At 34.3% G+C, this 26092-nt stretch carries 30 protein-coding genes; 12 read left to right on the plus strand and 18 right to left on the minus strand.

Translation table 11 applies throughout. From position 1 onward, the window contains the following. Positions 1–50: 50 nt before the first annotated feature. Positions 51–356 (plus strand): hypothetical protein, encoded by a 306-nt coding sequence (locus ABZC13_RS02040; protein ID WP_372999269.1) that lies wholly within the window; start codon positions 51–53, stop codon positions 354–356. On the opposite strand, the gene ABZC13_RS02045 is transcribed toward ABZC13_RS02040, so the two are convergent. The 5 genes from ABZC13_RS02045 to napG all read right to left on the minus strand — a co-directional run bounded on the left by ABZC13_RS02045 (position 357) and on the right by napG (position 4353). Next, a complete protein-coding gene (locus ABZC13_RS02045; RefSeq protein WP_372999272.1) occupies positions 357–791 on the minus strand; it encodes a hypothetical protein in 435 nt (144 codons plus the stop codon). Between the two features lie 70 nt (positions 792–861). After that, a complete protein-coding gene (locus ABZC13_RS02050; RefSeq protein WP_372999275.1) occupies positions 862–1683 on the minus strand; it encodes a GGDEF domain-containing protein in 822 nt (273 codons plus the stop codon). Positions 1684–1773: 90 nt separating this feature from the next. Next, the gene (locus tag ABZC13_RS02055) at positions 1774–2721 is read right to left on the minus strand and encodes a hypothetical protein (protein WP_372999278.1); all 948 of its coding nucleotides are present in this window, start codon (positions 2719–2721) and stop codon (positions 1774–1776) included. Next, positions 2721–3545 carry a quinol dehydrogenase ferredoxin subunit NapH gene (napH, locus tag ABZC13_RS02060; RefSeq protein ID WP_372999281.1) on the minus strand — a complete coding sequence of 275 codons (825 nt, stop codon included), beginning with the start codon at positions 3543–3545 and terminating at the stop codon, positions 2721–2723. Before napH ends, ABZC13_RS02055 begins: the two co-directional genes overlap by 1 nt. Next, positions 3538–4353: a ferredoxin-type protein NapG gene (gene napG / locus ABZC13_RS02065; protein WP_372999284.1), complete on the minus strand. Its 816-nt coding sequence runs from the start codon at positions 4351–4353 to the stop codon at positions 3538–3540. Before napG ends, napH begins: the two co-directional genes overlap by 8 nt. 210 nt (positions 4354–4563) lie before the next feature. Between napG and ABZC13_RS02070 the strand changes: the two genes are divergently transcribed. From ABZC13_RS02070 to ABZC13_RS02080, 3 genes are all read left to right on the plus strand, one after another. Continuing rightward, complete coding sequence (locus ABZC13_RS02070) at positions 4564–6645, plus strand: ATP-dependent helicase (protein ID WP_372999287.1); 2082 nt, start codon at positions 4564–4566, stop codon at positions 6643–6645. Positions 6646–7060: 415 nt separating this feature from the next. After that, the gene (locus tag ABZC13_RS02075) at positions 7061–7813 is read left to right on the plus strand and encodes a hypothetical protein (protein WP_372999290.1); all 753 of its coding nucleotides are present in this window, start codon (positions 7061–7063) and stop codon (positions 7811–7813) included. 125 nt (positions 7814–7938) lie between these two features. Then, complete coding sequence (locus ABZC13_RS02080; RefSeq protein WP_372999293.1) at positions 7939–8472, plus strand: transposase; 534 nt, start codon at positions 7939–7941, stop codon at positions 8470–8472. Between the two features lie 134 nt (positions 8473–8606). Here ABZC13_RS02080 and ABZC13_RS02085 read toward each other — a convergent pair whose 3' ends face one another. From ABZC13_RS02085 to ABZC13_RS02140, 12 genes are all read right to left on the minus strand, one after another. After that, positions 8607–9398, minus strand: a complete 792-nt coding sequence (locus ABZC13_RS02085) for an EI24 domain-containing protein (RefSeq protein ID WP_372999297.1) — start codon at positions 9396–9398, stop codon at positions 8607–8609. Beyond that, a complete protein-coding gene (locus tag ABZC13_RS02090) occupies positions 9395–10357 on the minus strand; it encodes a DUF3137 domain-containing protein (protein WP_372999300.1) in 963 nt (320 codons plus the stop codon). The genes ABZC13_RS02085 and ABZC13_RS02090 overlap by 4 nt, the downstream gene beginning before the upstream one ends. Positions 10358–10359: 2 nt before the next feature. After that, the gene (locus ABZC13_RS02095) at positions 10360–10917 is read right to left on the minus strand and encodes a LemA family protein (protein ID WP_372999303.1); all 558 of its coding nucleotides are present in this window, start codon (positions 10915–10917) and stop codon (positions 10360–10362) included. 40 nt (positions 10918–10957) lie between these two features. Continuing rightward, a complete protein-coding gene (locus ABZC13_RS02100; RefSeq protein WP_372999306.1) occupies positions 10958–12154 on the minus strand; it encodes an NAD(P)/FAD-dependent oxidoreductase in 1197 nt (398 codons plus the stop codon). Further along, a complete protein-coding gene (locus ABZC13_RS02105; protein WP_372999310.1) occupies positions 12147–12584 on the minus strand; it encodes a hypothetical protein in 438 nt (145 codons plus the stop codon). The genes ABZC13_RS02100 and ABZC13_RS02105 overlap by 8 nt, the downstream gene beginning before the upstream one ends. Then, entirely contained in the window at positions 12581–13018 is a 438-nt protein-coding gene (locus tag ABZC13_RS02110; protein ID WP_372999313.1) for a thioredoxin family protein, read from the minus strand. The genes ABZC13_RS02105 and ABZC13_RS02110 overlap by 4 nt, the downstream gene beginning before the upstream one ends. A gap of 45 nt (positions 13019–13063) precedes the next feature. After that, entirely contained in the window at positions 13064–15283 is a 2220-nt protein-coding gene (locus tag ABZC13_RS02115) for an endonuclease MutS2 (protein ID WP_372999316.1), read from the minus strand. Between the two features lie 142 nt (positions 15284–15425). Then, positions 15426–15644: a cold-shock protein gene (locus ABZC13_RS02120; RefSeq protein ID WP_294963258.1), complete on the minus strand. Its 219-nt coding sequence runs from the start codon at positions 15642–15644 to the stop codon at positions 15426–15428. A 199-nt stretch (positions 15645–15843) separates the two neighbouring features. Further along, on the minus strand, positions 15844–16173 hold the full coding sequence (locus ABZC13_RS02125; protein ID WP_372999320.1) for a hypothetical protein: 330 nt from the start codon (positions 16171–16173) through the stop codon (positions 15844–15846). Between the two features lie 2 nt (positions 16174–16175). Beyond that, positions 16176–17489 (minus strand): UDP-N-acetylmuramate--L-alanine ligase, encoded by a 1314-nt coding sequence (gene murC / locus ABZC13_RS02130; protein ID WP_372999323.1) that lies wholly within the window; start codon positions 17487–17489, stop codon positions 16176–16178. Between the two features lie 4 nt (positions 17490–17493). Then, positions 17494–17994, minus strand: a complete 501-nt coding sequence (locus ABZC13_RS02135; protein ID WP_372999326.1) for a hypothetical protein — start codon at positions 17992–17994, stop codon at positions 17494–17496. Then, positions 17991–19127: a succinyldiaminopimelate transaminase gene (locus ABZC13_RS02140; protein WP_372999329.1), complete on the minus strand. Its 1137-nt coding sequence runs from the start codon at positions 19125–19127 to the stop codon at positions 17991–17993. The genes ABZC13_RS02135 and ABZC13_RS02140 overlap by 4 nt, the downstream gene beginning before the upstream one ends. Positions 19128–19222: 95 nt before the next feature. Between ABZC13_RS02140 and ABZC13_RS02145 the strand changes: the two genes are divergently transcribed. Together ABZC13_RS02145 and ABZC13_RS02150 are read left to right on the plus strand one after the other, a co-directional pair. Then, complete coding sequence (locus tag ABZC13_RS02145; protein WP_372999333.1) at positions 19223–19660, plus strand: cytochrome c; 438 nt, start codon at positions 19223–19225, stop codon at positions 19658–19660. A gap of 94 nt (positions 19661–19754) precedes the next feature. After that, positions 19755–19895, plus strand: a complete 141-nt coding sequence (locus tag ABZC13_RS02150) for a hypothetical protein (RefSeq protein ID WP_372999335.1) — start codon at positions 19755–19757, stop codon at positions 19893–19895. 11 nt (positions 19896–19906) lie between these two features. Here the strand turns inward: ABZC13_RS02150 and ABZC13_RS02155 are convergent, their stop codons facing one another. Further along, on the minus strand, positions 19907–20578 hold the full coding sequence (locus ABZC13_RS02155; protein ID WP_372999338.1) for a ThiF family adenylyltransferase: 672 nt from the start codon (positions 20576–20578) through the stop codon (positions 19907–19909). A 158-nt stretch (positions 20579–20736) separates the two neighbouring features. Between ABZC13_RS02155 and ABZC13_RS02160 the strand changes: the two genes are divergently transcribed. From ABZC13_RS02160 to ABZC13_RS02185, 6 genes are all read left to right on the plus strand, one after another. Further along, positions 20737–21030, plus strand: a complete 294-nt coding sequence (locus ABZC13_RS02160; protein ID WP_372999341.1) for a DUF2325 domain-containing protein — start codon at positions 20737–20739, stop codon at positions 21028–21030. Between the two features lie 289 nt (positions 21031–21319). Next, positions 21320–22267: a transporter gene (locus ABZC13_RS02165; protein ID WP_372999344.1), complete on the plus strand. Its 948-nt coding sequence runs from the start codon at positions 21320–21322 to the stop codon at positions 22265–22267. Positions 22268–22347: 80 nt separating this feature from the next. Further along, entirely contained in the window at positions 22348–23337 is a 990-nt protein-coding gene (locus ABZC13_RS02170) for an ABC transporter substrate-binding protein (RefSeq protein ID WP_372999347.1), read from the plus strand. Further along, complete coding sequence (locus ABZC13_RS02175; protein WP_372999350.1) at positions 23338–24120, plus strand: ABC transporter permease; 783 nt, start codon at positions 23338–23340, stop codon at positions 24118–24120. Further along, complete coding sequence (locus tag ABZC13_RS02180; RefSeq protein ID WP_372999353.1) at positions 24108–24845, plus strand: ABC transporter ATP-binding protein; 738 nt, start codon at positions 24108–24110, stop codon at positions 24843–24845. Before ABZC13_RS02175 ends, ABZC13_RS02180 begins: the two co-directional genes overlap by 13 nt. Beyond that, on the plus strand, positions 24845–26092 hold the full coding sequence (locus tag ABZC13_RS02185) for an NnrS family protein (protein ID WP_372999356.1): 1248 nt from the start codon (positions 24845–24847) through the stop codon (positions 26090–26092). Before ABZC13_RS02180 ends, ABZC13_RS02185 begins: the two co-directional genes overlap by 1 nt.

Below are 26092 nucleotides of genomic sequence, written 5' to 3' on the forward strand. Positions count from 1 at the left end.
TAAGTGTTATAAACTTTAGTTATAAAAAATTATAAATGAGGTAGGAAAAGATGAAAAAGATGCTGGGGTTATTGGTACTGAGTTCTCTTACTTTGTTAGCATTTGAGAGTGAAGAAGTATATAAAAATTGTATTATGTGTCACGGTAAAAAAGCCGATAAAAAGGCTATATCTTCGTCTGTAAAATTAGCTTTATTGTCCCAAGAGTCATTAGCTGAAAAACTTAAAAATATTATTGATGATTCAAGTTCCATGTCTAAGATATATACTAAAATGCATAAAACAAAATTAAAAGATATTCAGAGTGAAAATGGTGTCAGAAAATTTGCTAATTATATTATTGGATTAAAAGAATGATTAAGCTAAATCGTTATTTTTCTTCTTCTCGTCTATTTCAAATAGATAGGTATTTATAAAATTATAGTAGTTATATATTTCAGGCTGTAAGGTCTCGTAGTAATAAAAGTGATCAATATTACTCAGTTTATTATATTCTACATGTTTAACAAACGCGTAACTATCTTCCTCATCTGTAAATATTAAAAATACAAAGTTAAAGTAAGAATCGCCAATTTTGATGCTATCAATTACGTCAGTTAATCTTACACTATCATGTAGTTTATCTGAAATATCCTCTTCTGAATAAAATAGAACCAAAGTTATAGGAACGTTATATCGTTTGATATTATAGGTTAAATACTCAATGGAGGGTTTTAATTTCTCAATTAACATATTAGTTGTTGATATTTGAGATTTACCTGTTTGCATAAACAAATCTTTTTTTTCAGTCATATATGCCTCTTGTTAAAAATGATTAAATATACACTTTCTCAATTCTAGCAAAAAATATGTGAGGATATACTTATATTCCGGTAACTCTTTTTTTAATCTCTATTTTATCTTCATACATGTGCTTATCAGCATCTTCTATAACATCTGACAATGTTTGACCAGCTTTGTACTCACTAACCCCAAATGAAAAGCTGACATGAAAGGAGTCATTCTGTGCTTTTAGTTTCTTTGAAATTATCTCTTCTCTGATGGTATTCAAATTTGCTATAGCTTTTGCTGAAGAAACTTTTTTTGAAAACATTATTATAAACTCATCCCCACCATATCTAACTACACTGTACTTTGTTTTTCTAAGCTGATTAGCTATAAATATAAGTACTTTATCCCCAATAATATGACCAAAAGTATCATTTACAAGTTTAAAATAGTTTAGATCAATGATAGCAAGAGTTCCTGCATCTTTAAGGTTTTGAGAGTTGTCTTCTAAAAAGTAATCGTGTAACCACTTTCTGTTTTGTACATTGGTAAGTTCATCTTTATAAACAGATTCTTTTAATTTTTCTACTTCACGACGAAGATCTTCAGTCTCTTTTAGTATATTATTTAATATCTTTTCATCTTTTTCTTTGATCGCTTCTATGGCTTTTTCTGTATTTGCACTAAGTTGCATTGCATTTTTTGAAGCTTGAGTCTGTAAATCTGTTAAATTTGAGCACTCCATAATCATCAGCTCTTTGGCTAATTCTTTTTCATCTTCTATATTTGCATTGTGATTATTAGCGTATTTTGAAAAGATTGAAGCATACATACTAGGTGTAACTACTGATAGTTGATCAATTGAGTTTTTTGTTTCGTTTGATATAATTTTGAGAGTATCTCTAGCGGCTTGCATATTTTGTCACCTTAGTTCTATTACTTAATACATGATTATAACATATAAAAATAATTATATATTTAAAAGGCTGACATTTTAAATACATAATTATTTCAATCTCCAAAACATCAACTTATTTGCTTCATCTGCTGTAATAAGCTCGTTTGAACTATGAAAATCAATTTTTAGTAATGTCTGTTTGTGACCTTTTAAAACATATTTCTCTTCCAGTGTTGTTGTGTCAATAACAGAAATCTCACTATTTTCATTTTTAACAAAAGCGGCCTTTGTTGCATCTGGGTTTAATGCAACACTATATATAAAGAATTTACCTTTTGTCATCTTATATATTTTTGGTGTTTTATATAGGATCACACGCTTGTCTTTTCCTCCACTTATTAGCAAACCATTTTTGTAGTCAATAGAAAAGATATCTCTTTTGTTGGCTTTATTATATACCTCTACTGTCTTTGCGGTTTTGATTTCTATTTTGCTGATTTGTGGAGTCTCATCGGATGTGAATAGATACTTATGGTCTTCGCTAAATGAAAAGTCTGAAAAACTAGCCAGATTTAGCTGTTTTCTATAGATGGCTTTGTTAGTTTTCAAATCAAACAGTATAAGCTCATTGTCCATTGTAGCCATCATTATAGTATCTGCATCTACAAACTTTATCTTTTGAAGTGCCAGATTCTTTGACTCATCCAATATTTTTTTTATTTTTTTATTTTCGTAAATATAAAGCTCTCTCAAAGTACTTAGCAAACGTACAATAAAGATAAGTTTACCATCAAGATAATCAACACTTACAATTAAAGAACGTATATCATTTCCAAGAATATTTTTATGTTTTTCAAGGACTACTCGATCGATAAGCTTATCTTTTTTCAAATCATATATATCTATGATTCCTTCTTCTGTTGCAACAATCAAAGTGTCATCTACTTTTACAAAATCTGACACTGCCTCACTAGCTTGAATATATTTGTATGGAGTGATGTCTTTTGCAAAAATAGTTGAGGTAATAATCAGCATGAAAATTATTAATAGTTTCATCATTTATCCTTTATTTGTTTTACTATATTTACAATAGAGACTTTAAATGCATCGTTCTCACAAACTTCGATGCATTGTCCGCACTTGATGCAGGCAGCACCATTGATTGGCTTGCTTGTCATTCCAACCATATCTAGTATTTCAACTTCAGGACAGGCTTTAAAACAAGCCATAGAATATAAACATTTATCTCTGTCGTGGGTAACTTTTATTAGTGAATATTTACCGATAAGTGCATTGAAACCGCCAAGAGGACAGATGTGTCCACACCATCCATACTCTTGTGAAAAAAGATCAAAAAGAAAAATAGCTACAAGAAAAAACCAGCCAAATCCAAATCCAAATATAATACCTCTGTGCGCAATGCCAATAGGACTTATCATATCAAAAGCTGCAATAGAGAACATAAATGACAAAAATAGAGATATAGCAATAACCCAAAAACGGATGTTACGGCTAAATAAAATAGCCTTCTCTTTTTGAGCAAATCCAAGTTTTTTTCTAAAAAAAGTTGCAGTTTCAGTAATAATATTTACAGGACATACCCAAGAACAAAAGAAACGACCGCCTATAACTCCATAAGCAAATAAAACTACAACTACACCGGCTAAAATATCGGCTGATATAACTGCACCCCCAACAAACATCTGAAGTACTGCAAATGGATCAGATAGAGGAATTAAGCCCAAAATAAGAGAGCTGCTTAAGTTTCCATTCACAATATTCCAACCGTAAGCATTCGCACCAAAATAGAGTGTAATGATAAGAATTTGAGTAAACCTTCTGGATATTAAAAAACGATTTCTATATATAACATTACTCATTGTAAAGTCCCCTCAAAATACCATCTACATCATTAACGTTGTCTATGGCACTTTTTTCATTTCTCTTAGTTCTCTGGACTTTTATATCTGTTGATTTTGCGGCATCTAATCTATCTTCATCTTTTGCTTCCCAGCCAACTACGTAGTGAGATCCTATATCACCCTTAGATACAGAGAGTGGTAATACTTTTATAGATGCTACTGTTGTCGGGCAGGCATGTTCGCACATACCGCAACCTGTACAGTAGTCTGGATTTACAACAGGTTTTAAAAATGCATGCATATCAGTGCGGGGATTACGCTCATTCTTTAGTACTATAGCGGTGTCAGCAAGTGGACATGCTCTGATGCACATTGTACATTGCAGTCCAAGGTATGCCAGACATGTTTGAGTGTTTATAGTTGCAAGACCCATCCTTGAACTGTTTATTGATAGCTTATTATCAATGGTCAATAAGTTTAAATCAAGTGTATTAGTTGGGCAAGCTGAAGTACATGGTGCGTCTTGACATAAGCGACAAGCTTCTTCTCTTGGTGTAAAGAAAGGAGTCCCTATAGAAATATTATCTGATATGGTGGAGAGTTTTAAAACATCAAAGGGACAGGCAGCAACACACATTCCACAGCGAATACAGTTTAGTACAAAATCTTTTTCCGGAATTGATCCAGGAGGTCTTAATATAAGGTTCTTTGCTTGTGACTGTGAAAGGTAAGCACTCCATGCTATAACCCCAAATGCACTATATCCTACTCCTTGCATGATTTTATGCAAGAAAGATCTTCTCCCGGCAGAATTTAGTTTTTCCATCTTCGCACCCCTTGTAGAATACTGTCAGTTAAACATTTCTAGGCATATGTATTATAAATTGTTATTATTATAGTCTTAAATAATTAAACAAATATTTAAATATTATATTAGTTTTACTTATAAAATGCATGTGTAATTCTTAGAGATAAAATCTAGTGAAGTTTATCTCTGTATAATCACACTCTTAAAATTTTGTGCAGGGGTTTATATTTGCCATTATCTCGTCTAAATCAAGAACAACTTAACGCTGCAACTTCCAATGACGCACAAAATCTAATTATTGCATCTGCTGGTACAGGAAAGACTTCTACCATAGTCGGTCGCATCGGACATCTCTTGGGAAATGGTGTAAAACCGCAAGAAATCTTACTTCTTACTTTTACTAACAAGGCAGCTGCGGAGATGGTTGAGCGTGTAGCAGAACTTTTTGGTAAAGATGTTGCAGGCAAGATAGAAGCCGGAACTTTCCATGCGGTTAGTTACAGATGGCTAAAAAAAGTTGATGGAAGAGTTGTTTTAAAACAGCAACGTGAACTAAAAACACTATTTAGAAGTGTTTTTGAGAAGCGTTCTTTTGATCATATTGGAGCTGAGATAACTCCTTATGGCGGAAACTATCTTTATGACATATACTCTTTTTATCAAAATACAGAGCTGGAAAAACATTTTGAAGACTGGATAGTAGAGACTTACCCTGAGCATGAGCTTTTTGCACTAATATATGCAGATATAGTTGAAGAGTTTGAGAGCTTGAAAAAAGAGTATGGTTTTGTAAACTTTAATGATCTTCTTCTTAACTTTAGGGATATATGTAAAACAAAAGAACTTGGATATAAAGAAGTTTTAGTAGATGAGTATCAAGACACAAATGCTCTTCAAGGTACACTCATAGATGCTATGAATCCACCATCACTCTTTTGTGTTGGGGATTATGACCAAAGCATCTATGCCTTTAACGGTGCTGATATTTCTATAATCGGTTCTTTTACTACAAAATATCCGGATGCTGTAGTCCACACACTTACAAAAAATTACCGTTCTACCGTGCCAATTTTATCTTTAGCCACAAGAGTGATAGAGCATAATGAACGCATCTATCCTAAACAGTTAGAAGTTACAAGAAATCAACCTTCTCAAGCTCCTACACTTTTGGCTTATGATGAGCTTTTCGATCAGTATCACGCAATAGCTGCAAAAATAAGAGATACACAAACTCCACATGAAGAGATCGCTGTTATCTTTAGAAATAACTCCTCGGCCGATGGTATCGAAGTAGGGCTTCGCGAGCTTGATATTCCGTGTAAAAGAAAAGGCGGAACAAGTTTCTTTGATGCTAAAGAGGTTAAAGCAGTTTTAGACTTTTATACGCTACTCGTTAATGAGGCTGATATGATGTCTTTTATACATCTTTTTGAGTTTGCCCGCGGCATCGGAAGTGCTATGGCAAAAGAGATATATATAGCTCTAAAGACTTTAGGACACGGAAGTATATTTTATGGTCTTTATGCTCCTGATGAGTCTATAAAAAATCCTTTTGAGAAGAGAAAACTAAATCATCAGTTAGGGCTATTTGATGACTTTTTAGAGCTTGGTGCCGTAGGAAAGTTTGCAAAGCTTGGTTTTGAAGCGAAGTTTATGAAAAACCCTATTTTAAAGCATCCAAAACTTACAAAAGACAGTGCAACATTTTTGCATGACTTCTATATTCTGTTTCGTGATTTAAAGGGTATCAAACAACCAAGAACAGTTGTAAAAAAGATAGCTGCTTCTGCAGTATTCAAGTATATATCTGATTTGTTGTCAAACAAAAGAGCGCAACTCAAAGACGGTTCTATAGATGAGAAGCAAAAGGTAGAGTCACTTACAAGAATCACTAGAAAAATGGTTCTTCTCGAAGAGTTGTCAAAGCCTTACTCAGAACATGAAAGATTTTTAAATGCTATGATACTTGGTTCTTCAGACCTAACTCAGGGTGAGGGTGTAAATCTGCTTAGTGTTCATGCATCTAAAGGACTTGAGTATAAAGAAGTTTATATAGTCGATCTTATGGATGGAAGATTTCCAAACAGAAAACTGATGCAAAGGGGTGGCTCACTAGATGAAGAGAGACGGCTCTTTTATGTAGCAGTTACTCGCGCAAAAGATATCTTGTATCTTAGTTATGCAAAATACGACAAGATAAAAAAACAAAACTTTATAGCATCTCAGTTTCTTTATGAAGCGGGGCTTGTCCCAAAAGATGAAGCCTTTAGAGCCTTGATACAAAAAGAGCTGGATAAAGAAGAGGAGTAGTCAGGCAACTACTCCATCATTACGAATCTTTCTTACTCTCCTCGTTCCATCTCTCCCGAGATGGAATGCATATACCTTTCCCAAGGTGGAATGCATACAATAGTACAATAGCATTTATACATCACACCTCAGGAGAGGAGTGATGAGATGAGGTGGAACGCCTGCAATCATACAACAGCATCTACTCCTCGTTCCATCTCTCCCGAGATGGAATGCATATATAAAACTACAATACACTTATAGCAATGCGTCACACCTCAGGAGAGATGTGACGAGATATACAACAGCATCTATAGCATCTATATGTTACACCTCAGGAGAGGTGGAACAAGAAAATGCTAAATAATCCTAATTTCAGCACTCTCTCAATAAGGGGGGGGTAGAATCTAACATAAAATCATAAAAAGAGACTTATATGAAAATAATATTGTTAATAGCCTTAGCTATTTTAGGTTTAGTTGGAAGCTTAAGTGCTTCTAGTAAAAGAGATACTACTCTAAATATTTACGGTGTAGGTGCAAGAACGGATTCTACGCAAAGTGTAAAAGCTGGTGCAGGGATTATGCTTGACAGTGAAATTGTTAAGTTAAAGGTAGAGGGAACTTCTGATTATATCAAATCTGGTTTAGTCTTGAAGTACAATCCTTTTACTGAAAACTGGTACATCAAAGTTGGTGCAAACTATATCAATCAAAAGATGTATGCTCCTGATGATTCTACTGCAAGAGTTAATCAATACTCAGGTGCTTTAGGTACTGGTTATATGATTATGGATGATTTATATGTCGAGATTGGTGGTTCTGTTACACAACTTAAAGGTTCTATGGTTGGTGCTGACTATGAAGTTAAGAATGAAAAAACTAACTTAGCTTACTTAGAAGTAGCTAAAAGATGGGAAAGTTTCATCGGAACGATTGATACTACGGCAAATGCTGGTAGAGTATATCATGAGTTAAGTAGAGACGAAAACTCTTACGGTGCGGGTGTAGATTACTATCCACTTGATAATGCAAAACTTGGTTATAAACATCAGTATGAGAAAAATAACATTTCAAATGTTTATTCCACTCAATACAGTTTGTTTTTTGCAGAGTATGCGGATAATATCTCTACAAAGACTTATCAAGTTCCTCGTTCCACCTTTCCCAAGGTGGAATGCATACAATAGTACAATAGCATTTATACATCACACCTAAGGAGAGGTGTAACGAGATAGAGATAGAAATATGACAATCTGCCATAAAATCAACTAAATAAAAAAACTTCCATTACAATTGAAAAAAAGAGATTGTTATGGGCAGAAGCAGATACAAAATATATGAACCGACACACCCACACTTTGTTACATGCACTATTTTGCACTGGATACCGATTTTTACAAGAAAAGAGAGTGTTCAGATAGTGTTAGACTGCTTGGAGTTTTTAAAAGATAAAGACAATTTAAAAATCTATGCTTATGTTGTTCTTGAAAATCACTTGCATCTGGTAGTTCAGAGTGATGATTTAGGTAAAACTATGGAGTCTTTTAAAAAATTTACTGCTAAGAAAATACTTGAGATGCTAAAACGAGAAAATGTTACTACCATATTAGAACAGTTGGCATTTTATAAAAAGGCTCACCACAAAGATAAAAGTCATCAAGTTTGGGAAGAGGGTTATCAGCCTAAGTTGTTACAAACAGATGAGATGATGATTAGCAAAATAAAGTATATACATGAAAATCCTGTGAAAAGAGGTTATGTTGATGAATCTATTCATTGGCGATATAGTAGCGCTAGAGATTATGAGGGTATAGAAGGTTTAATCGAGATTAGTCGGTTTTGGTGATTTTTTTTAGGTTGTAGATTGCGTTACACCTCGGGAGAGGTGGAACGAGGTTGGGAGGTTGGTTGTACATCACACCTCAGGAGAGGTGTGACGAGAAAGAAAGAATTGCAGATATTAAAATGGAAGGTATATTTTTAGTTGTCATTATACTCAAGACGAAGTTTTCTAACTTCTAAAAAGTATGTATGTCCTAGATATATTACGTAGTAGATAGCACCAAAGAATATAGCAAATGGTATAAGTGAGATGATATAAAGAGCTAAAGTCTTTAGTCTTATCTTGTTTGCTGAAAAATAATGTATTTTTTTATCTTCTTCTTTGGTACAGATATTTGAAGAGATATCAAATGTAATCATTTTATGAAAAAAGTAATATAGAGGAAGATTAAAAGCTATGATGTTTACCAGCGGTATAAAGTAAAACGGGATTAACAGTATAAAAAGAAGAACCATGATAATGAACCACTTTATTACAAGTAAAAGTCCAGAGATAATATTGGAATATCCAATCATTTCAACATCTTTATAGTGTCTGCGTTGAAGCTCTTTTAAAACAAACGGAGTGAGAAATCCTATGACTATAATCGCTATAAATATAGAAGCATAGAGAACCATAAAACTGCCAATGGCGTAGATAAGAAAAGTTGCTATCCAGGAAGTAACGGCATAACTCATTAGAAACTGAATAATCGCAGTACCTTCAAGCATTGTGCTTATACTCTCGGTATGCGGAATACCGTTTTGCATAGTGGTTTCTGTAGTCTGAACTTGCATTTGACCGAGAGACTCAACTCCTATACCGGCTACGACAAAAAATATTATGTACATAATCACTATAGTAAGTATAAAAGGCGCTAGAGAGTATTTGAGCATCTGCTTTGTAAAGAAGTCTTTGACACTAAGTAGGATTAGGTTTTTTTCGCTCATTGTTTGCTCCAAAGTTTTTGATTTAGTTTTAGTTCATCTACTATGCCGATAGCCAGGTGCAGAGTCTTTACATATTCCATTGCAATTTTATACTCTAATAGTGAACGAAATACAGATGGCTCAAAAAGGTCTTTGTCATAATAGACTGCCATGTGAATATGATTGCCTATAAAAGAGATGTATACCGGATGCTCAGATTTGTTTTTAAAATTAAGAAGTTTTTTCATCAGTGCATGTGAGAGAATATATCTTGCTTCTATCTGGTCTGAAGAGTAGACTACAAACTCTCGCTCAAAGTTATTATCATCCATTTTTACAAGCTCATCTCTACTGAAATTATTTGACTGTAACCAGTTGCCTATCAGGTTTCCAAAAGTGCTTTGCGCAGTATCTGGAAGGACTAGAGTTTTTCCGTGAAAGTTCTTGTTGAACTCTGCAACAATGAAAAGCCCTTTAAAAATAGTACTCCAACTCTCTCTTCCCTTTGAGTCTTTTTGTCTCTTTTCAGCATGAATATCAGAAAACTCTATCTTAGTTCCATCAATGTTACCTCTTACATAGTCATTACCATTCATTCTGTCTGGTTCGCTAAAAAGGTCAGAACGTCTAAATAGATGCTCTGTTACATGATGATCGCAGTTATATGAAAGCTTTTCATCTATTGCATGTATGAGTGGTTTTATGATGTTTTGTTTGAACTCTTTTGTATAGTCTTTTATGAGAAACTTGTAAATGATAGCACCAAGTGCTATATATCCGGCACCTATAAAGAAAAGAAAATCAGGAGACTCATTTATAAGTGGAAGAAGAGCAAAGGCAAGTAAAAAAACAACAAGAGAATAGATAACACCTATGACGATTATTCTATGTCTTAAATTTTTTCTTTCTTGTTCTAATTCTTGAAGTGTAGGGTAGAGAGTTTTGTAGTAAAAATCAGTTAGTTCACTTGTGCTTGTCATAATTAAGATTTAAAAAGCTCTTTAACATTTACGTTTTTTCTCTCAGCCTCTACTATCTCAAAGACTTGTTTTCTTTTGTAAGCCATCGCACTAGCCATAAAGTTTGTAGGTATCATCTCTATAGCATTGTTGTAGTCAGTCACAGCTTGATTATAAGCACGACGGGCTGCTGATATCTGCTCTTCTACTTCATGCAGAGTGCCTTGCAGATGCATAACATTTTCATTTGCTTTAAGCTCAGGATAGTTTTCAACCGCAATCATGATAGAACCAAGAGCTGAACTTACTTTAGCATCTAGCGCTATCTTTTGCTCATCACTTATGTTTGGCTTGTTCGCCTCTGCACGAAGTTTTGTAACCTCAGTTAGAAGTGACTTTTCATGTTCCATATATTTGCTTACAGTAGCTACAAGATTTGGGATGAGGTCATAACGCTTCTTTAAAACCGTATCAACACTTGCGAAGATATTTTCAACTTGATTTTTCTTTGCAACTAAAGAGTTGTACATAAGAATTAAGACTAAAGCAATAATAATTAAAATTATAAGACCTGTTGACATTTTGAAAGTCCTTTTTTATATATGACAATAGTTTATCAAACTATGACTTTGTTATATCTTTTGCACATAGATATGCACTAGCCCATGCAAAGGCGAAGTTGTAACCACCGCGTTTACCTAAAACATCTAAGACTTCGCCACAGAAGTAGAGGTTTTTCTGTTTTAAAGACTCCATCGTTTTTTGGTTTATTTCCAGTGTATCTACACCACCCCCACTTACTTCTGCATGACGAAAGCCATGAGTGTCCGTAACTTCAAAACGCCAGTTCATCATCTGGTTGGCTATTTTTTTACTAAGCTTGGTGTGGATATCTTTCGCACTTGTCTCTTGTGGTATTTCTAGACTTTTAAGTAGTCCTTGAGCTATCTTGAGAGGAACAAGTCCTGCCAATACATCAAGAGCTGAGAAGTTAGGCACTGCTTTGGCTAAATTACTGATATGAGTTGAAAGTTTTTGAGCGTTAAAAGAGGGGAGCAGGTTTATTGAGATATCTACTTTTGCGTACTCCATCAGAGCTACACTAGCTCTTTGAGAGATGTCGAGTATTGCAAAACCCGAGACTCCGTAGTTTGTAAAAAGGATATCACCATTAGTCGAGATATCTTTTTTGTTGTTTATAAGAAGTATTACATCTGCTACAGTTTTTACGCCACTCATCTTGTGGGCAATAGCCGAGTTTAAGTGCAACTGTACAAGTGAAGGGTAGGTTGGGACTATGTTGTGTCCAAACTCTTTTGCAAATTCATATCCGTCACCATTACCACCCAGATGCTCAGCTGCCTCTGAACCGGATGCAACAACAACCGAATCATATTTTTCTAGTAGTTCTTTTATATCAGTTATTTTAGTGTCTGTATGGATTTTAACACCAAGGTTTTGTGCGTGAGACAGAAGAAGTGAAGCTACACTTTTTGACTCATTACTAAGAGGATAAGCTCTGCCGTCATCTTTAACATCAAGTAAAAGACCAATACTTGAAGCAAAATCGCTAAACTCTTTAAAACCAAAGCTCTCAAGTGCATCTGTGACAAAAGATGGGTTGTCACTAAAGAAGTCATGTGGAGTTAAGTTTCTGTTTGTAATGTTGCAACGACCATTGCCAGATACCAGTATTTTTTTAGCACATTTTGAGTTTTGCTCAAAAACATCTACTTCAAGAGACTTACGTGCACAAAGAATGGCACATAGAAGCCCAGAAGCACCACCACCGATAATTGCTATTTTTTTATTACTCATTATCATCTTTGTAGGCTTCAAGAAATTCAGACATTAAAAAGTTTACAGATTCTATTGTATCTTGAAGAGGTTCATCAGAGTCTATAAAATCATTTGCTAAGTATGTAAAAGCAAATGAGTGTATTTTACCGGGACGTGAAGTTAAAACTTCTTCTCCTATACCTAGTTGAATATATATCACCTCAGTATCATTAACACTGATTGAGTCTATTTTTAACATGAATGTTGTAGCATCCGTCTTACCAAACACAAAACCTGCGTCTGTTAGTCTATTTACAACACTATCTTTTAAGCTCTTCTTTTGTTCTTTATCCATATAAGTTGCTTTATTAGGCATATATAGACTCAGAGATTTTATATTGTCTAAAGTATAAAAAGATTGTGAAAATAGTGAGCTGCAAATTAGTAAAAATAGAATTATTTTTTTCATTGTTTTTGCGCTCTTTGGTAAGCTTTTAAAGCTAGATCCATATCTTGTGCAAATGTTACTTTTTTCGAATAGCCCATAGATTCGAAAACATGTTTTTGTGTTTTAGGGTCTATAAAGAAGACGGTAGGAATACGTTTAGCGTAGAACTCAGGTGGATACTTGCCTTTGTCTTTTGTCTTGTCGATAATAATAGGTATAAAATCTTTTTTTACTTGGTTTTGAATCAAGGTAGAGTTTAGAGTTTTTCTTTCAAACTTTTTACACCAAGGACAGAAATCACCGACGACCACAAGCATAAGTGGCTTGTTTTGTTGCTTCGCAGTTTTAAGAGCTGTATTATAATCTCTTGAGTATTTAACCTCAGATGCAAACTCATCTATTTGTGCAGATAATGCAAATGAGAATGTTAGTAATAGGGATAGAAGTATCTTCATTGAAAGCCTTTATGATAATAAGAAAAATATTATCATAATAACTGTTTAAAGAGTAACAATCTTTGCGCCAAATCCACCAAAATGCTGTGGTGCATCTTCGAATTTTTTAACTTTTGGATGCGCAGTTAAAAAGTTTTTAACAGCATAAGAAAGTTTACCTGTTCCTATTCCATGATAAACAATCACTTCATCCCAGCCATTTAGCAGTGCATCTGAGAGAAATTTATCTAGTGTCTCTTCTGCTTCTTCGGCTCTCATTCCGTGTAAGTCACATTTTAAACCTGCTTTTTTCTCTACATTTACTTTGATGTTTGTTTGAGGTTTTACATATATATTTTTAGTTGGTTTGAGGTCTTTTGTTTTCACTCTAAGTCTCATGCCTCCAACTTCTATAAGTGCCTCTTTTTTGTCTTTTATAGAGATAATGCTACCCTTGTTGTTTCTGTACTTAATAAAGTCACCAACTTGAAATACATAATCATTTGGTACTATTTCTTTTTTATCTTTTGGTAATTTCTCATTTGCCTTATTCATGGCTCTATGAATAGCTTTTGTATCTCCGGCTCTTGCTGCTGTCTTTGCTTCATCTATAGCAAGTGCATAACTGTTTTTAAGTTCGTTCTTTTGATTTTCTATCTCTTTAAATAGCGCTTCTTTTTGCTCTTTTAGATCTAACTCTTTAAGTCTTAACTCACTTAGTTTATCATCAACTTGATTATGCTTTTGCTTTAGCTCACGTTCTAGTTGGGAACCTCTTTCTATAAGAAGACTGAGTTTTTCGCTGTTGTCACCGTAAACACTCTTTGCTTCATTTACTAGAGTATTAGAGATTCCATATCTGCTTGCAGTCTCAAAAGCATAACTCTTACCTATGATTCCTTGCATAAACTCATAAGTAGGAACTCTTTGTTCTTCATCATATATCGCTGCCATTAGTTCTACATCATCACGATCAGCCATCAATGCAGCTAAACGTTTGTGGTGAGTTGTAACTACAACTTTTTGTCCTCTTTTTACCAGATCATCAAGTATGACTTTAAACAGAGCTGCCGCCTCATCACTGTCTGTTCCAAGTTCTATCTCATCTATACCTACTAGAGCTGATTTATACTCAAATATCTTAGAGAATTCTTGCATACGTCCTGCAAATGTTGAGATATCATTTTTTACATTTTGAGGATCATCTATGATAGAAAGAACTGCTTTAAAAGTTCCTATATGTGATTTGTTTTCATTAAGTGACATAGGGATGATATATTTTGCCATAAACGCAGCCGACAAAATCGACTTTAAAAGCATAGTTTTACCACCGGCATTTACACCTGTAATCATAAGTATGTTTTTACTAAAGTCAACGTCGACTGGTTTAGGCTTTTGAAGGGCAGGGTGAGTAAAGCTATTTAGAATGATTTTAGAGTCATTTTTTGACTTTACAAGTTGTAGGTTTTTACTTCTGGCAAACAAAACTCTTGCTTGGTAGTTGTCAAACTTTGTAAACTCTTTATCTATATAGGCTATAAAAGGTTGAATCTCGGAGAGTGTCGATGAGAATTCTTTTGCATAAGTGTAGAAGATTGCTTCTCTTTCTTGTTCAATATATCTTATCTGCTCTTTTGATTTTAAGATGCTGTCTGGTGATACATAAAAGAAACCACCGCTACTTCTTCCAACAACAGCACCTTTTAAAACATGGTTAAATCCACCGCGAACCAAAAGGCATTCTTCATCATTTACATAATGAATCTGAGTATCAACCAAGTAGCCTGCAAGTTTAGAGCTTGACATCATTCTCTTCATTGAGCTGCTCATATTATTTTTATGCTCTTTTATTCTGGCACTCAGGCCAAATAGTGTTTCATCAAGATTTTCTTCAAACTTTCCATCGGAAGTAAAGTACTTTTCTACATCATGGAACTTCTCATGAACTTCAAACTTACTCATCCACTCACCGATGATACCATCAAGCTCACGGTTTTTAAAGTAGCGAAAATATCTAACTACCTTGACTATCTCAAATATCTGCTCAAAGTTCAGTACACCTCTTTTTTTAAGATGTCCTTTTATGTTGTAAAAGTCTGCAACTTTCGGTGGAGCTTTGAACTCTACCTTATCAAGTGCTTTTATATAGCGAAAGTGTAATTCTTGGTCACCCTCTATATATAGTGAACTATGACGTGAGAAAAAGCTTTTAAATTGCTCTATATGTTCAGTTAAATCGAGTTGAGTTATTAGTAAATCTAGTTTAGAAGTTTTGTCAGTTGCCATATTATATTATTTTACCTATTAGTTGCTTTGCTGTTTGCAATTTTAGCTAAATTTTGATTATTAAGAAGTTTTAAGTTGGAGGGTTTTGAAAAGAAGTTATTTGAAAGGTATTGAGCAGAAAAATCTGCTCAATAGAGAAAGATTACAGACCTGTAACGTTTTCTGCTTGAGGGCCTTTTTCGCCTTCACCAATTTCGAAAGTAACTTTTTGACCTTCGTTTAGTGAAACACGATCGTAACCATTGCTGTTAACTTGACGGAAATGTACGAATACATCTTTACCACCATTTTCTTGCTCGATAAATCCGAAACCTTTTTCGCTGTTGAACCATTTAACTGTGCCGTTTACTAATGCTGCCATTGTAAATCCTTTGTGTTTTAATACACCCTTGTGAAAAGGTGGTTGAAAATCTAATATAAAGTCTAATTTTTAGGTGAATTTAACTGTTAACAAAGGAGTTATCAATACAAAGCCGACTAAAGATGTAACTAGAATCATCTTTCATTGACAACAGTATAGCTGAATAATACAAAATGTGTTGTTAAATATTGAAATTTGACTATTCACAAGAAGATGCACTGATCATTTGACCATAATTGGGAGTGTTTTCTTTGCCTATAAAAGTATAAGTCCCGATGCTTATAGTATAGTCTGAATTGTTAACATCTATGCCATTACAGTTTACTGTTTTGCTCTGGTTGAACTTCATAACAACGTTTAGCATCTTGTCTCTTTGTGCGTTGCTATATGCGTTAAAAGCAACAGCACTAAAAACGACAACTAAGATTACAGCAGTAATCATAGTCTTTTGAGATTTTGTTAGTTCTGTAAAGTAGTGTAGAGCTAAAAAGAAAAGCCCTACTATTACTAGTCCCGCTATATATGCCATGTTTAAGCAGTTCCTCTGATTTGGTAAGTTATATCTCCGGCGCCAAAACCGATGATAAGACCCTTATTTAAAGTCTTTAGAGTCTCTTTGTCTTTGATAACAGTTATGTTGTTATTTGCTCTTTGTATAGTATCTGCCATTGTAAGGTTATAGTTTTTGAAGTTCTCTTTGAAGTCAATGTCACGAGGAGCTTCACCGGCTGACCATACAGGAAGTATAATAAGCTCTTGTGCACCTTCAAAACATTTTATGAACTCTTCAAGATTATCAATTGTACGAGAGTACTTATGTGGTTGCCAGATGGCAGTGATCTTATCAAAGCCCTTTAGGTTTGCATACTCTTTTACTGATTCAAATGTTGCTTTGATCTCTGTAGGATGGTGACCATAATCGTCTATGATAACACTGTCAGATTCAGCACCAACAATGTCAAAACGTTTTTTTATACCCTTAAATGTAAGAAGTTTAGCTCTTATCTCTTCGATGTCCATCGACTCATTTGCAGCTAGAATTGCCAATGCTGCGTCTAAGGCAATATGCTTGCCAAATCCCCATACATCAAATGATCCCATATCTTTAAGAGTAAATCTTGTGTGTGGTTCATCGTTTATAAGTACAAACTTTATGTTTGTGATATCACTGCTTGGATACAGCCAGTGAGCGTCAACATCATTTTTTAGCGTACTTAAGAAAGGATCTTCTGCATTTAAAACTCGACACGGTGCGGAGTTGATGAAAGTTTTATACGAATCATAGAAAAGTTCATAGTTATAGTCATAATATTCCATGTGCTCAGGTTCAGCATTGATAACTATTGCACAGTGAGGATTTGAGTTGATAAAACTTCCATCACTCTCATCAGCTTCAAATAACATTATGTCATTTGTTTCATCATATCTTACATTTGATCCAAATGCTTTTGACTCTGCACCTATAATTGCAGAACCATCCATGATAGCTGTTAAAATTGCAGTAGTCGTACTTTTTCCATGAGCACCTGCAACTGAGTATACTTTGGAAGTATCAAGGATTTGAAGTAGAGCTTCACGACGAGCAAGTACTTCTATGCCTTTTTCTTTAGCAGCTATGATTTCTGGATTATCAGGGCGAATGATTGCTGAGTGAACTACCAAGTCTTGAGAGTCTATAGCGTCTGCGCTATGCGGAACGGTAACTTTTATACCTAAGTCACGGAGTTTTTTGGTAATTACACTGTCTGAGATATCTGAACCGCTAACTTCATGCCCTTTGTAGTGCATGTATTGCGCTAAACCAGATATGCCTATTCCACCAATTCCGATAAAATGAATCTTCATACGCTTACTCCCCATCTATTTGGGATTTATCTAGCAATTTTTGTGCCTCTTTTGTGAAAGCACTTATATAAAATGTACCCGCGTTTTGTGTAGCATCCATGTCTGCTATCTTAGTCATAAAATCGTCAAGATTAATATTTTCTGAAGAAGCTATCCAATGAAATTTTAATGCATTAGAAAATTGCTCATCTTTTGTAAGTCCGCTTAGTACTTCAAATAGAGCACTTGCATCTGAGATGTTTCCTGAGTGATAGTATTCCATAGCGTACTCATAAAGTGCTCTTAGAGTTGCAAAGTCTTGAACTTCAGTTATGTCCATTACTCTATGAGCTTCAAGTGTATCTGTTAGCTTTTCTAAGGCTAGATCAAGGATGTTAGTGTAAAAGCCTTGTAATGTATCTTCATCAAATGTATCATATGCCTGTTGCTCTAATACATAAAGTGAAGCTATGTCAGAGTTCTTTTGTGCCTCTAATACTTTGGCTTTTAAATCTTCTACACTCATGCTAAACACTCCTTGATTCTTGTTAACGCATTTCTTGTTTTTTCTTCGTCTTCTACTAAAGCTATTCTTACGAAATCTTTTCCTGGATTTTCACCTTTAGAATCATCTCTTGCTAAGTATTCACCGGGTAATACTTTTACATTGTACTCTTTATATAGTTTTTTTGTAAATTCTAAAGGACTTTCAACTCTTAACCAAATATAAAAAGTAGCTTCCGGCATTTTAATACCTAGTATCTCTTTTGCAATAGCAAAGTTTTTTTTGTATATTTTTCTAGCTGCTTCAACATGTACTTCCTCACTCCATGCAACTGCTGCTGCACTTTGAAGAGGAAGTGGAGATGCACAACCAACATACGTTCTGTATTTCATATACTCTTTTAAAATCTTTTCATCTCCCGCTATAAAACCTGAACGAAGTCCTGGTGCTGATGAGCGTTTTGAGATAGAATTTACTACGAGTATATTTTTAAAGCTAGTATTTCCAACATGGATAGAAGCTTCTAAAAGTGATGGTATTGGCTTGTCTGTATAAATCTCACTGTAACACTCATCATTTATTAAAACAAAGTCATGCTTTAGGCTAAGATAAACCCAATGACCTAATTCTTCAAGAGATAGTGTTGCAGATGTAGGGTTGTTTGGATAGTTTATGATTACAAGATCACAGTTACTAAGTTCTTCTTCGTCTATCGTCGGTTTGAAGTCATTACCCTCATCCATGTTTAGAAGCAGCATCTTAGCTTTTGAAGCTATAGCTGCACCTTCGTATATTTGATAAAAAGGATTTGTAAAAGCCATAGTTGGATTTTCTTTATCAAAAAGTAAAAACTGAGGAAAGTTAAAAAGTACTTCACGAGTTCCAAATGTAGGAATAATTTCTTCATCTTTTAACTCAACACCAAATCTCTTTTTAACAAATCTTATTTGAGATTTAATTAGATTTTCTTCACCTGAAGTCTTTGGATATTTCTTGAGTAAGCTAACATTATCGCAAAGTGTATTTTGTATAAATGCCGGAGTCTCAAACTGTGGCTCACCAATTGTTAAAGCTGATGGAGCATAGTCAGGGTTAGGGACAATGTTTTTAAGTAAATTATTTAGTTTTTCAAATGGATATGGTTCAAAATTCATATATTATCGCTTATCTTAAATTATTGCAATTATATCTTAAATGTATTAGAAGCACTTTAACGATATCCTTATACAAAAGCAAAAGGGAGTCAATTATGAAGATAGTATTGTCAGTAGTATTAGCACTTTTTTTAGTAGTAGGATGTAGTAATGAGTCTAAAGAAGAAGTTCAAAAGAGTCAACCTAAAACAGTTTTACAAGATAGTGCCCCTGTAAAATCAGCTCCTATGGTAGAGATATTAACTGCACCAAAAGAGGTTGTAGTTAAAGATGCTCCAGTCGCATCAGCAGCTCTAGATGCTAAGACATTGTTCAACGCTTGTGCAAGTTGTCATGGTCAAAATGCTGAAAAATCAGCCCTTGGAAAATCAAAAATAATAAAAGGCTGGAGTCCTCAAGATATTAAACTGGCACTAAACGGCTATAAAGATGGATCTTATGGTGGGACGATGAAGAGCATTATGAAAGGACAGGCTTCTAAACTCAATGATGAACAGATAATAGTACTAGCGGACTATATATCTAAACTCTAGCTTTTATTGTTTGTGAATTATCATTCATCCATTTATCTTGAATTTATAATAAGTATAGTATAATTTTATACTTATTATAAAGGAATTAAATATTATGAAACATGCTTACCTTTCACAAACTGTAATAGATGAAGCGTTAAAAGATCATATGATTACTGAAAATGAGGCTACTAAACTTAAAAAGAAACTTGATTGTCAATCATCTATTTTTAAAATAATTCACAAACAAGACTAATTCTTTCAACTCTATTGTTTTGGAAGTCCAAATTTTTGAGTAATTAGCTCTCCTTCTTCGTTAAAAAATAGATAGTAAAGAGTATCTTTTTTAACACTTAGTCCAGCTAAATATCTTAAAGCCAAGTTCGCCTGTAGAGATGCAATGTGCATAACTATAGGTGCTGCAATCCCAGCTGGTGTCTTTTTAATAATCTTAAATGCATCCGTAAAAGATGATTCTTCTATAAAACATACCTGCCCATGAAAAGCTTCAACACTTCCGTATAACCAAGGTAGATTTTTACTCTTCGCGTACGCATTTATCTCACCACGACTTGGAAGATTATCAGTAGCATCTATGATAAGGTCTACATCAATATTCTTTTTAGAAAACTCTTCAAAGTTACATTCGTGAGCAATGGCTTTAACGTAAGGACATCTTTCTTCTATAAGCTGAGCATTTATAACAGCTTTATTTTTACCTTCATCACCGACTTTAAAAGCAATCTGGCGATGAATGTTATGAAGTGAAACTTCATCAAAATCAACCATGTGAATCTCACCGATACCACTAGCACCCAAAGCAAAAGCTAGAGAACTACCAAGTCCTCCAGAACCTATAACAGCTATCTTTTTAGTCTGTAGAAGATTTTGAGTATCTTCGCCCCACAGTTGCACCTGACGGTGAAAATATTTCATCATAAGTAAGCCTTTTATCAAAAAAAATTGATTATATCATACAAATGTAATCTTAGGAATAAAAAAGCAAATAGATATTATGATATTAATTATCAATATAATAATACTTTAAGGTTAAAGCGTGTAGTATTTTAATAACGATTATCAAAAAAGGAGTTTAAATGTCAGTTTTACTTATTGGTGGTGACAAAGTTAATACTATAACAGAGTTGCTGAGATCTCTTGGTGTAACACAAACAACTCACTGGGATTCAAGAAAAAATTCTACTTCGCATAAAAAAATCCCAGCAAACACAGATGCAGTGATTATGTTAACAGATTTTTTAAAACACAATACGATGAGCTATTTTAAAAAATCCGCCAAAAAGCAGAGTATTCCTTTAATCTGCACAAGAAGGGGAACTAGCAGTGTAGAGATAGAGTTTAATAAATTTTTGGAGGAAAGAAATGTTTGAATATGATAATAAAAAATCTATAAAAAATTTTACCGGTAAGCCTTGTTAAAAAGCTTAAAAAAATATTTTAAGGAGTTAAATGAAATAAAAAGATTAAAAATATTCTAAGAGCATAAAATATAGATGAAGGCACTTTTCTTGAGTGTTATATTTACTTTATATATCTATGAAGAGCGTAGCACTTTTTGGTTATGCTGATATATATAAGAATTTCCTAATTTAAATTTTCAAATAAAAATTAAATATAGATAGATTTTTTAAAGTCTATCTATAAATATAAAGAGAAATAATGAAAAAAATATTTATAGTAGCTGTACTTACAGGTTCAGTTTTATTAAACGCACAGGTAATACCTGGAATAAACTCTAAAGGTGGTGCAATGGTACTTCCTGAAGGGAAATTAAAAGTCGGAATCAAAAATATTTACTTTAATAGAGAAAATATGTATAACGGTACTAGTGAAGTAAATAATAAAGAGAATCTAGACGCTACAGCAAATGTAACGCTTATTGCACTAAAATATGGTGTAGCAAATGGGATGGATATAAGAGTAGTGCTTCCATACAAACAACTCGAAGCTACTGCTAAACTTGGACCAAATGAGGTAGCTATAGATAATAGTGGAATAGGTGATGCAGTAGTTATGGGTAGATATGTTGTACTTCCTATGAGTGAGTATGGTTTTCAAGTATCTATCGGAGCAGGTGTTAAACTTCCTACAGGTTCAACTGATAGTGGTTTTAAAAAAGCACCGCCTTTTGCACCTGATGTAAATACTCCAATGCCAACACAGATGGGTACAGGTGCTTTTGAGTATAAGGCTGAAGCAGGTTTCTCAACTCTTATAGATGAGACTCTAAGAGTAGATCTTCACACTATGTTTACATACAGACCACTGGCTGAAAACGACTATGACTTTGGTAACGAACTAAGTTATGACATATCCATTACTAAAGCAGTAACAAATCACATAAATCTGGGAATAGAGTATAACGGTAAGTATAACTCTGAGACAGATATGGGTGATGATACAAATGCAGTTTTGAGAAGTATGCTTCCATTTAAAGCTTTTAGCGGAACTGTTGGTTATATAACTCCCCAAATAGAGTTTTTACCTTTTTCAAAACCAAAAGTACATGTCGGGGTAGGGATTTCTTTTCTTGCTAATTACAATGTAAAAGAGTATCAGCCTCTTGAAAAACAGAGACTTATATTTAGACTTAGATATCTATTTTAAAAAAACTTGATTGATATCAATGATAATTAATATCATTATTGATATTATTCGATTAATTAGTTTAGATTTAAAGGAAAAATATGAGAAATATTATTTATAGCACTATAGCTTTAGTACTATTAACATTCACTTCATTACAAGCAGGTGAAAAAGTTGACAAGATAGTTATTGCTGGACCATTTGCTTCTGTGTCGCATCCGGTATTGCATATGATAGAAAGAGGTGCATTGAAAGATGTCGCAAAAGAAGTTGAGTTCAGACTGTGGAAAAACCCTGATGAACTTCGTGCTATTGTAATCAAAGGTGATGTCGACTTTGTTGCTGTTCCCACAAATACAGCAGCAATTTTAAACAACAAAGGCGTTGATATTCAGCTTTTAAATGTATCTACTTGGGGAATATTGGGCATGATTAGTAGAGATAATAATCTAAAGACTCTTAAGGATTTTAAGGGTAAAAAGATAGCTGTACCTTTTCGTGCTGATATGCCAGACATTGTTTTTAAACAGCTTCTTAAAAAGCAAGGACTAGATCCCAAAAAAGATTTTGAACTTGTATATGTAAGTTCACCTATAGATGCAATGCAGATGCTAATCCTCAGAAGAATAGACCACTCACTTTTGGCAGAACCTGCTATATCAGTGGCACTTCGTAAAACAAAGTCTTTTCCTGTAAAAATCATAGCACCTGACTTGTACAGAAGTGTAGACCTTCAGGATGAGTGGGCAAGAGTTTTTAACACTGACAACAGCATCCCTCAAGCTGGTATGGCAGTTTTAGGTCGTATGACAAACAAAAAGATTATTGCACGTTTTATGGAGGAGTATGATAAGTCATTAGCATGGTATATGTCTCATCCAAATGAAGCAGGAGTCTTAGTTGCAGATAAAATTGACCTACTTACAGAAGAGGGTGTGGCTGATTCTATAGCTCATATCAATATGAAAAGTATTTCAGCTTTAGATGCAAAAGAGAAAATAGAGTTTTTCTTCAATGTTTTAAAAGAAGAAGAGCCTAAAAGTATAGGTGGTCAACTTCCTCAAGAGACTTTTTACTATAAAGCTAAGTAGATGAAATTTGCTCTAAAAATAATTAAAGATTTCCCGGCCTATCTTTGGAGTGGCTGGGGAGCTATAGCTTCTATACTTCTGTTTGTAGCTCTTTGGGATGTTGGAAATCAAGTATATGGTGATTTGGTTTTACCTTCACCATTAGAGACTTTCAAAACTCTTTTCATAATGCTACAAGATGAAGAGATAATCGCAGAGATAAATACAACTCTTTACCGTGCATCTATAGGTTTTGGAATCTCCTTACTTATCGGTTCTACTTTTGGACTGATTGCCGGTTTCTTTGCGACAGCATCTATGATGAGTCGTCCTATAGTTACCATACTGGTAGGTATGCCTCCAATCGCTTGGATAGTTCTAGCAATGATATGGTTTGGTATGGGAGATGAAACTGTTATATTTACGGTTATAGTTGCATCTTTTCCTATTATCTTTGTTGGAGCACTTCAAGGTACACGTACCCTTGATGGTGATTTAAAAGAGATGGCAGATAGTTTTAATCTGCCTTGGCATATGAAGTTTCTTGACGTATATTTTCCACATATCTTCTCGTACGTATTTCCTGCATGGGTGAGTGGTCTTGGTATGGCTTGGAAGATAGTTGTAATGGCTGAACTTTTAGCAACAAGTGATGGAATAGGTGCGACTCTAGCAGTTGCAAGAAGTCAGTTAGATACTCCGACAGCCTTAGCTTTGGTTGTCATCATGATAGGTTCACTTATGTTTGTTGAGTACATTATTTTAGAGCCGATTAAAAAAGAGGTTGAGTTATGGAGAAGTTAGAAGTTAAGAACTTAAACCATCACTTCGGTTTTACTGAAATACTTCGTGACATAAACTTCACGCTGAAAAAAGGTGAAGTCCTATCTGTTGTAGGACCTAGTGGAGGAGGTAAGACTACCCTTATGCATCTATGTGCTGGACTTTTAGATGTAGAAGAGGGAAGTGTAAGTAATACATTTGCAAGCAGTTCATTTGCTTTTCAAGAAGCGAGACTTCTTCCTTGGAAAAATGTTATAGACAACATAGCCTTAGGTCTTTTAGCATCTGGAGAAAAAAGAAGTGTAGCCATAGAAAAATCACGTGAGATAGCTATACAGTTTGGATTAGATGAGAATGACTTTGAGAAGTTTCCAAAAGATTTGAGTGGAGGTATGAAGCAAAGAGTTAGTTTTGCAAGAGCCTTGGTTGTAAAACCTTCACTCCTTTTTCTTGATGAGCCATTCTCTGCTTTAGATATCGGTCTAAAAAAAGAGCTTCAAGGCATACTTATAGATATGATCTCTAAAAAAGAGATAAGCATTCTTTTCATTACGCATGACTTGATGGAAGCCATAAGACTTAGCGATGAGATACTTCTTTTAAAAGCAGACCCTGGTCACATAGTAAAAAAGTTTTCATATGAACTATCTCAAAATTTAAGAGATGACAAGTATGTTTATGGTGAGAGTGCAAAAATATTACAAGATGCAGAGATTATAGACACATTTGAATTGGAGTTAAAGTAATGAGTGAATTAGAACAAGAACAAAAGCTTCACGCTACTAACCATTATCTTTATTATCCTGATGAAAAAGATATCCCTACATATTTAGCTTATGGTTTTAGACCTGCCTTTTTACTACTTGCGCCATATATGATTATTACAATGTTGATGTGGGGTCTTGTTTGGAGTGGGATTATAAATATTCCGTTTATGAACGACACTCTTACTTGGCATGTTTATGAGATGTTATTTGGTATTTTGACTGCAGGAGCTATGGCCTTTTTAACTACTGGTATTCCAGAACTATTTCCGGGAATGGTTCCTTTTGTTGGAAAAAGACTTAAGTACATCATGATTCTTTGGGTGGCTGGAAGAGTAAGTTTTTGGATTATAGATATAGTCGGTGTTTATATAGTTGCTTTTTTAAACTTAGCAATGCTTGGATGGCTTATCTGGTTTGCTAAAGATGCTGTTTTAGACAAGTTACAACGTCATGCATCTCTAGGTTATACCCTCTTAGCTCTATTTATCATAGAGACTTGGTTCTTTGCATCTCAAGCAGGTCTTGCATCTACCGATTCGATGTCTATTTTAAAAATTGCACTTGGCGCTATTGTAATTTTAATACTCTTGGCGCTTAGACGTGCAAACATGGAATCAATCAATGAACTTATGGAAGATAAAGGTATCGATGATATCTATATATCACGACCTCCAAAAACAAACTTGGCAATATTTGCGGTAATTCTTTTTACGGTAGTAGAATTTTTATATCCGCAAAACTCAGCCTTAGGTTGGCTGGGATTAGCTGCGGGAGCATCTATCCTTGGAATTACAGCTGACTATGCTCTAAAAGATGAGTTTATACTAAATCAGCCTTTTGTAATTTACCTTTCGTCTATTTTTGTAATGCTCTCTCTTGGTTACGCTCTTATGGGATGGGATTTACTAAACCCGGACATAGACGCTATAAATCACTTTAGACACTTCATAACAAGTGGTGGTATAGGACTTGCGTACATTGTTGTTATGATTATCATAGGTACTATTCATACAGGAAGGCATCTAACATCAAACATCTATACGCATCTGATGGTAGGACTGATAATAGTGGCAACGCTAATGAGAAGTTTGGTTCCATTTTTTGAGAATTATATAAGTGAGTTATATCTTTGGTCTTCTATAATTTGGACTATACCGTTTATGATTTATATAAAAGTGTTCTTTTCATTTTTGATGAATTCAAGAGCAGATGGGATAAAGGGATAA

The organism is Sulfurimonas sp. (genome assembly GCF_041563035.1).
Classification (GTDB): domain Bacteria; phylum Campylobacterota; class Campylobacteria; order Campylobacterales; family Sulfurimonadaceae; genus Sulfurimonas.

Bases quoted from the DNA above. Each gene is read 5' to 3' on its own strand.
- ABZC13_RS02040 (WP_372999269.1), top strand. From the start codon at position 51: ATGAAAAAGATGCTGGGGTTATTGGTACTGAGTTCTCTTACTTTGTTA.
- ABZC13_RS02045 (WP_372999272.1), bottom strand. From the start codon at position 791: ATGACTGAAAAAAAAGATTTGTTTATGCAAACAGGTAAATCTCAAATA.
- ABZC13_RS02050 (WP_372999275.1), bottom strand. From the start codon at position 1,683: ATGCAAGCCGCTAGAGATACTCTCAAAATTATATCAAACGAAACAAAA.
- ABZC13_RS02055 (WP_372999278.1), bottom strand. From the start codon at position 2,721: ATGAAACTATTAATAATTTTCATGCTGATTATTACCTCAACTATTTTT.
- napH (WP_372999281.1), bottom strand. From the start codon at position 3,545: ATGAGTAATGTTATATATAGAAATCGTTTTTTAATATCCAGAAGGTTT.
- napG (WP_372999284.1), bottom strand. From the start codon at position 4,353: ATGGAAAAACTAAATTCTGCCGGGAGAAGATCTTTCTTGCATAAAATC.
- ABZC13_RS02075 (WP_372999290.1), top strand. From the start codon at position 7,061: ATGAAAATAATATTGTTAATAGCCTTAGCTATTTTAGGTTTAGTTGGA.
- ABZC13_RS02080 (WP_372999293.1), top strand. From the start codon at position 7,939: ATGGGCAGAAGCAGATACAAAATATATGAACCGACACACCCACACTTT.
- ABZC13_RS02085 (WP_372999297.1), bottom strand. From the start codon at position 9,398: ATGAGCGAAAAAAACCTAATCCTACTTAGTGTCAAAGACTTCTTTACA.
- ABZC13_RS02090 (WP_372999300.1), bottom strand. From the start codon at position 10,357: ATGACAAGCACAAGTGAACTAACTGATTTTTACTACAAAACTCTCTAC.
- ABZC13_RS02095 (WP_372999303.1), bottom strand. From the start codon at position 10,917: ATGTCAACAGGTCTTATAATTTTAATTATTATTGCTTTAGTCTTAATT.
- ABZC13_RS02100 (WP_372999306.1), bottom strand. From the start codon at position 12,154: ATGAGTAATAAAAAAATAGCAATTATCGGTGGTGGTGCTTCTGGGCTT.
- ABZC13_RS02105 (WP_372999310.1), bottom strand. From the start codon at position 12,584: ATGAAAAAAATAATTCTATTTTTACTAATTTGCAGCTCACTATTTTCA.
- ABZC13_RS02110 (WP_372999313.1), bottom strand. From the start codon at position 13,018: ATGAAGATACTTCTATCCCTATTACTAACATTCTCATTTGCATTATCT.
- ABZC13_RS02115 (WP_372999316.1), bottom strand. From the start codon at position 15,283: ATGGCAACTGACAAAACTTCTAAACTAGATTTACTAATAACTCAACTC.
- ABZC13_RS02120 (WP_294963258.1), bottom strand. From the start codon at position 15,644: ATGGCAGCATTAGTAAACGGCACAGTTAAATGGTTCAACAGCGAAAAA.
- ABZC13_RS02125 (WP_372999320.1), bottom strand. From the start codon at position 16,173: ATGGCATATATAGCGGGACTAGTAATAGTAGGGCTTTTCTTTTTAGCT.
- murC (WP_372999323.1), bottom strand. From the start codon at position 17,489: ATGAAGATTCATTTTATCGGAATTGGTGGAATAGGCATATCTGGTTTA.
- ABZC13_RS02135 (WP_372999326.1), bottom strand. From the start codon at position 17,994: ATGAGTGTAGAAGATTTAAAAGCCAAAGTATTAGAGGCACAAAAGAAC.
- ABZC13_RS02140 (WP_372999329.1), bottom strand. From the start codon at position 19,127: ATGAATTTTGAACCATATCCATTTGAAAAACTAAATAATTTACTTAAA.
- ABZC13_RS02145 (WP_372999333.1), top strand. From the start codon at position 19,223: ATGAAGATAGTATTGTCAGTAGTATTAGCACTTTTTTTAGTAGTAGGA.
- ABZC13_RS02150 (WP_372999335.1), top strand. From the start codon at position 19,755: ATGAAACATGCTTACCTTTCACAAACTGTAATAGATGAAGCGTTAAAA.
- ABZC13_RS02155 (WP_372999338.1), bottom strand. From the start codon at position 20,578: ATGATGAAATATTTTCACCGTCAGGTGCAACTGTGGGGCGAAGATACT.
- ABZC13_RS02160 (WP_372999341.1), top strand. From the start codon at position 20,737: ATGTCAGTTTTACTTATTGGTGGTGACAAAGTTAATACTATAACAGAG.
- ABZC13_RS02165 (WP_372999344.1), top strand. From the start codon at position 21,320: ATGAAAAAAATATTTATAGTAGCTGTACTTACAGGTTCAGTTTTATTA.
- ABZC13_RS02170 (WP_372999347.1), top strand. From the start codon at position 22,348: ATGAGAAATATTATTTATAGCACTATAGCTTTAGTACTATTAACATTC.
- ABZC13_RS02175 (WP_372999350.1), top strand. From the start codon at position 23,338: ATGAAATTTGCTCTAAAAATAATTAAAGATTTCCCGGCCTATCTTTGG.
- ABZC13_RS02180 (WP_372999353.1), top strand. From the start codon at position 24,108: ATGGAGAAGTTAGAAGTTAAGAACTTAAACCATCACTTCGGTTTTACT.
- ABZC13_RS02185 (WP_372999356.1), top strand. From the start codon at position 24,845: ATGAGTGAATTAGAACAAGAACAAAAGCTTCACGCTACTAACCATTAT.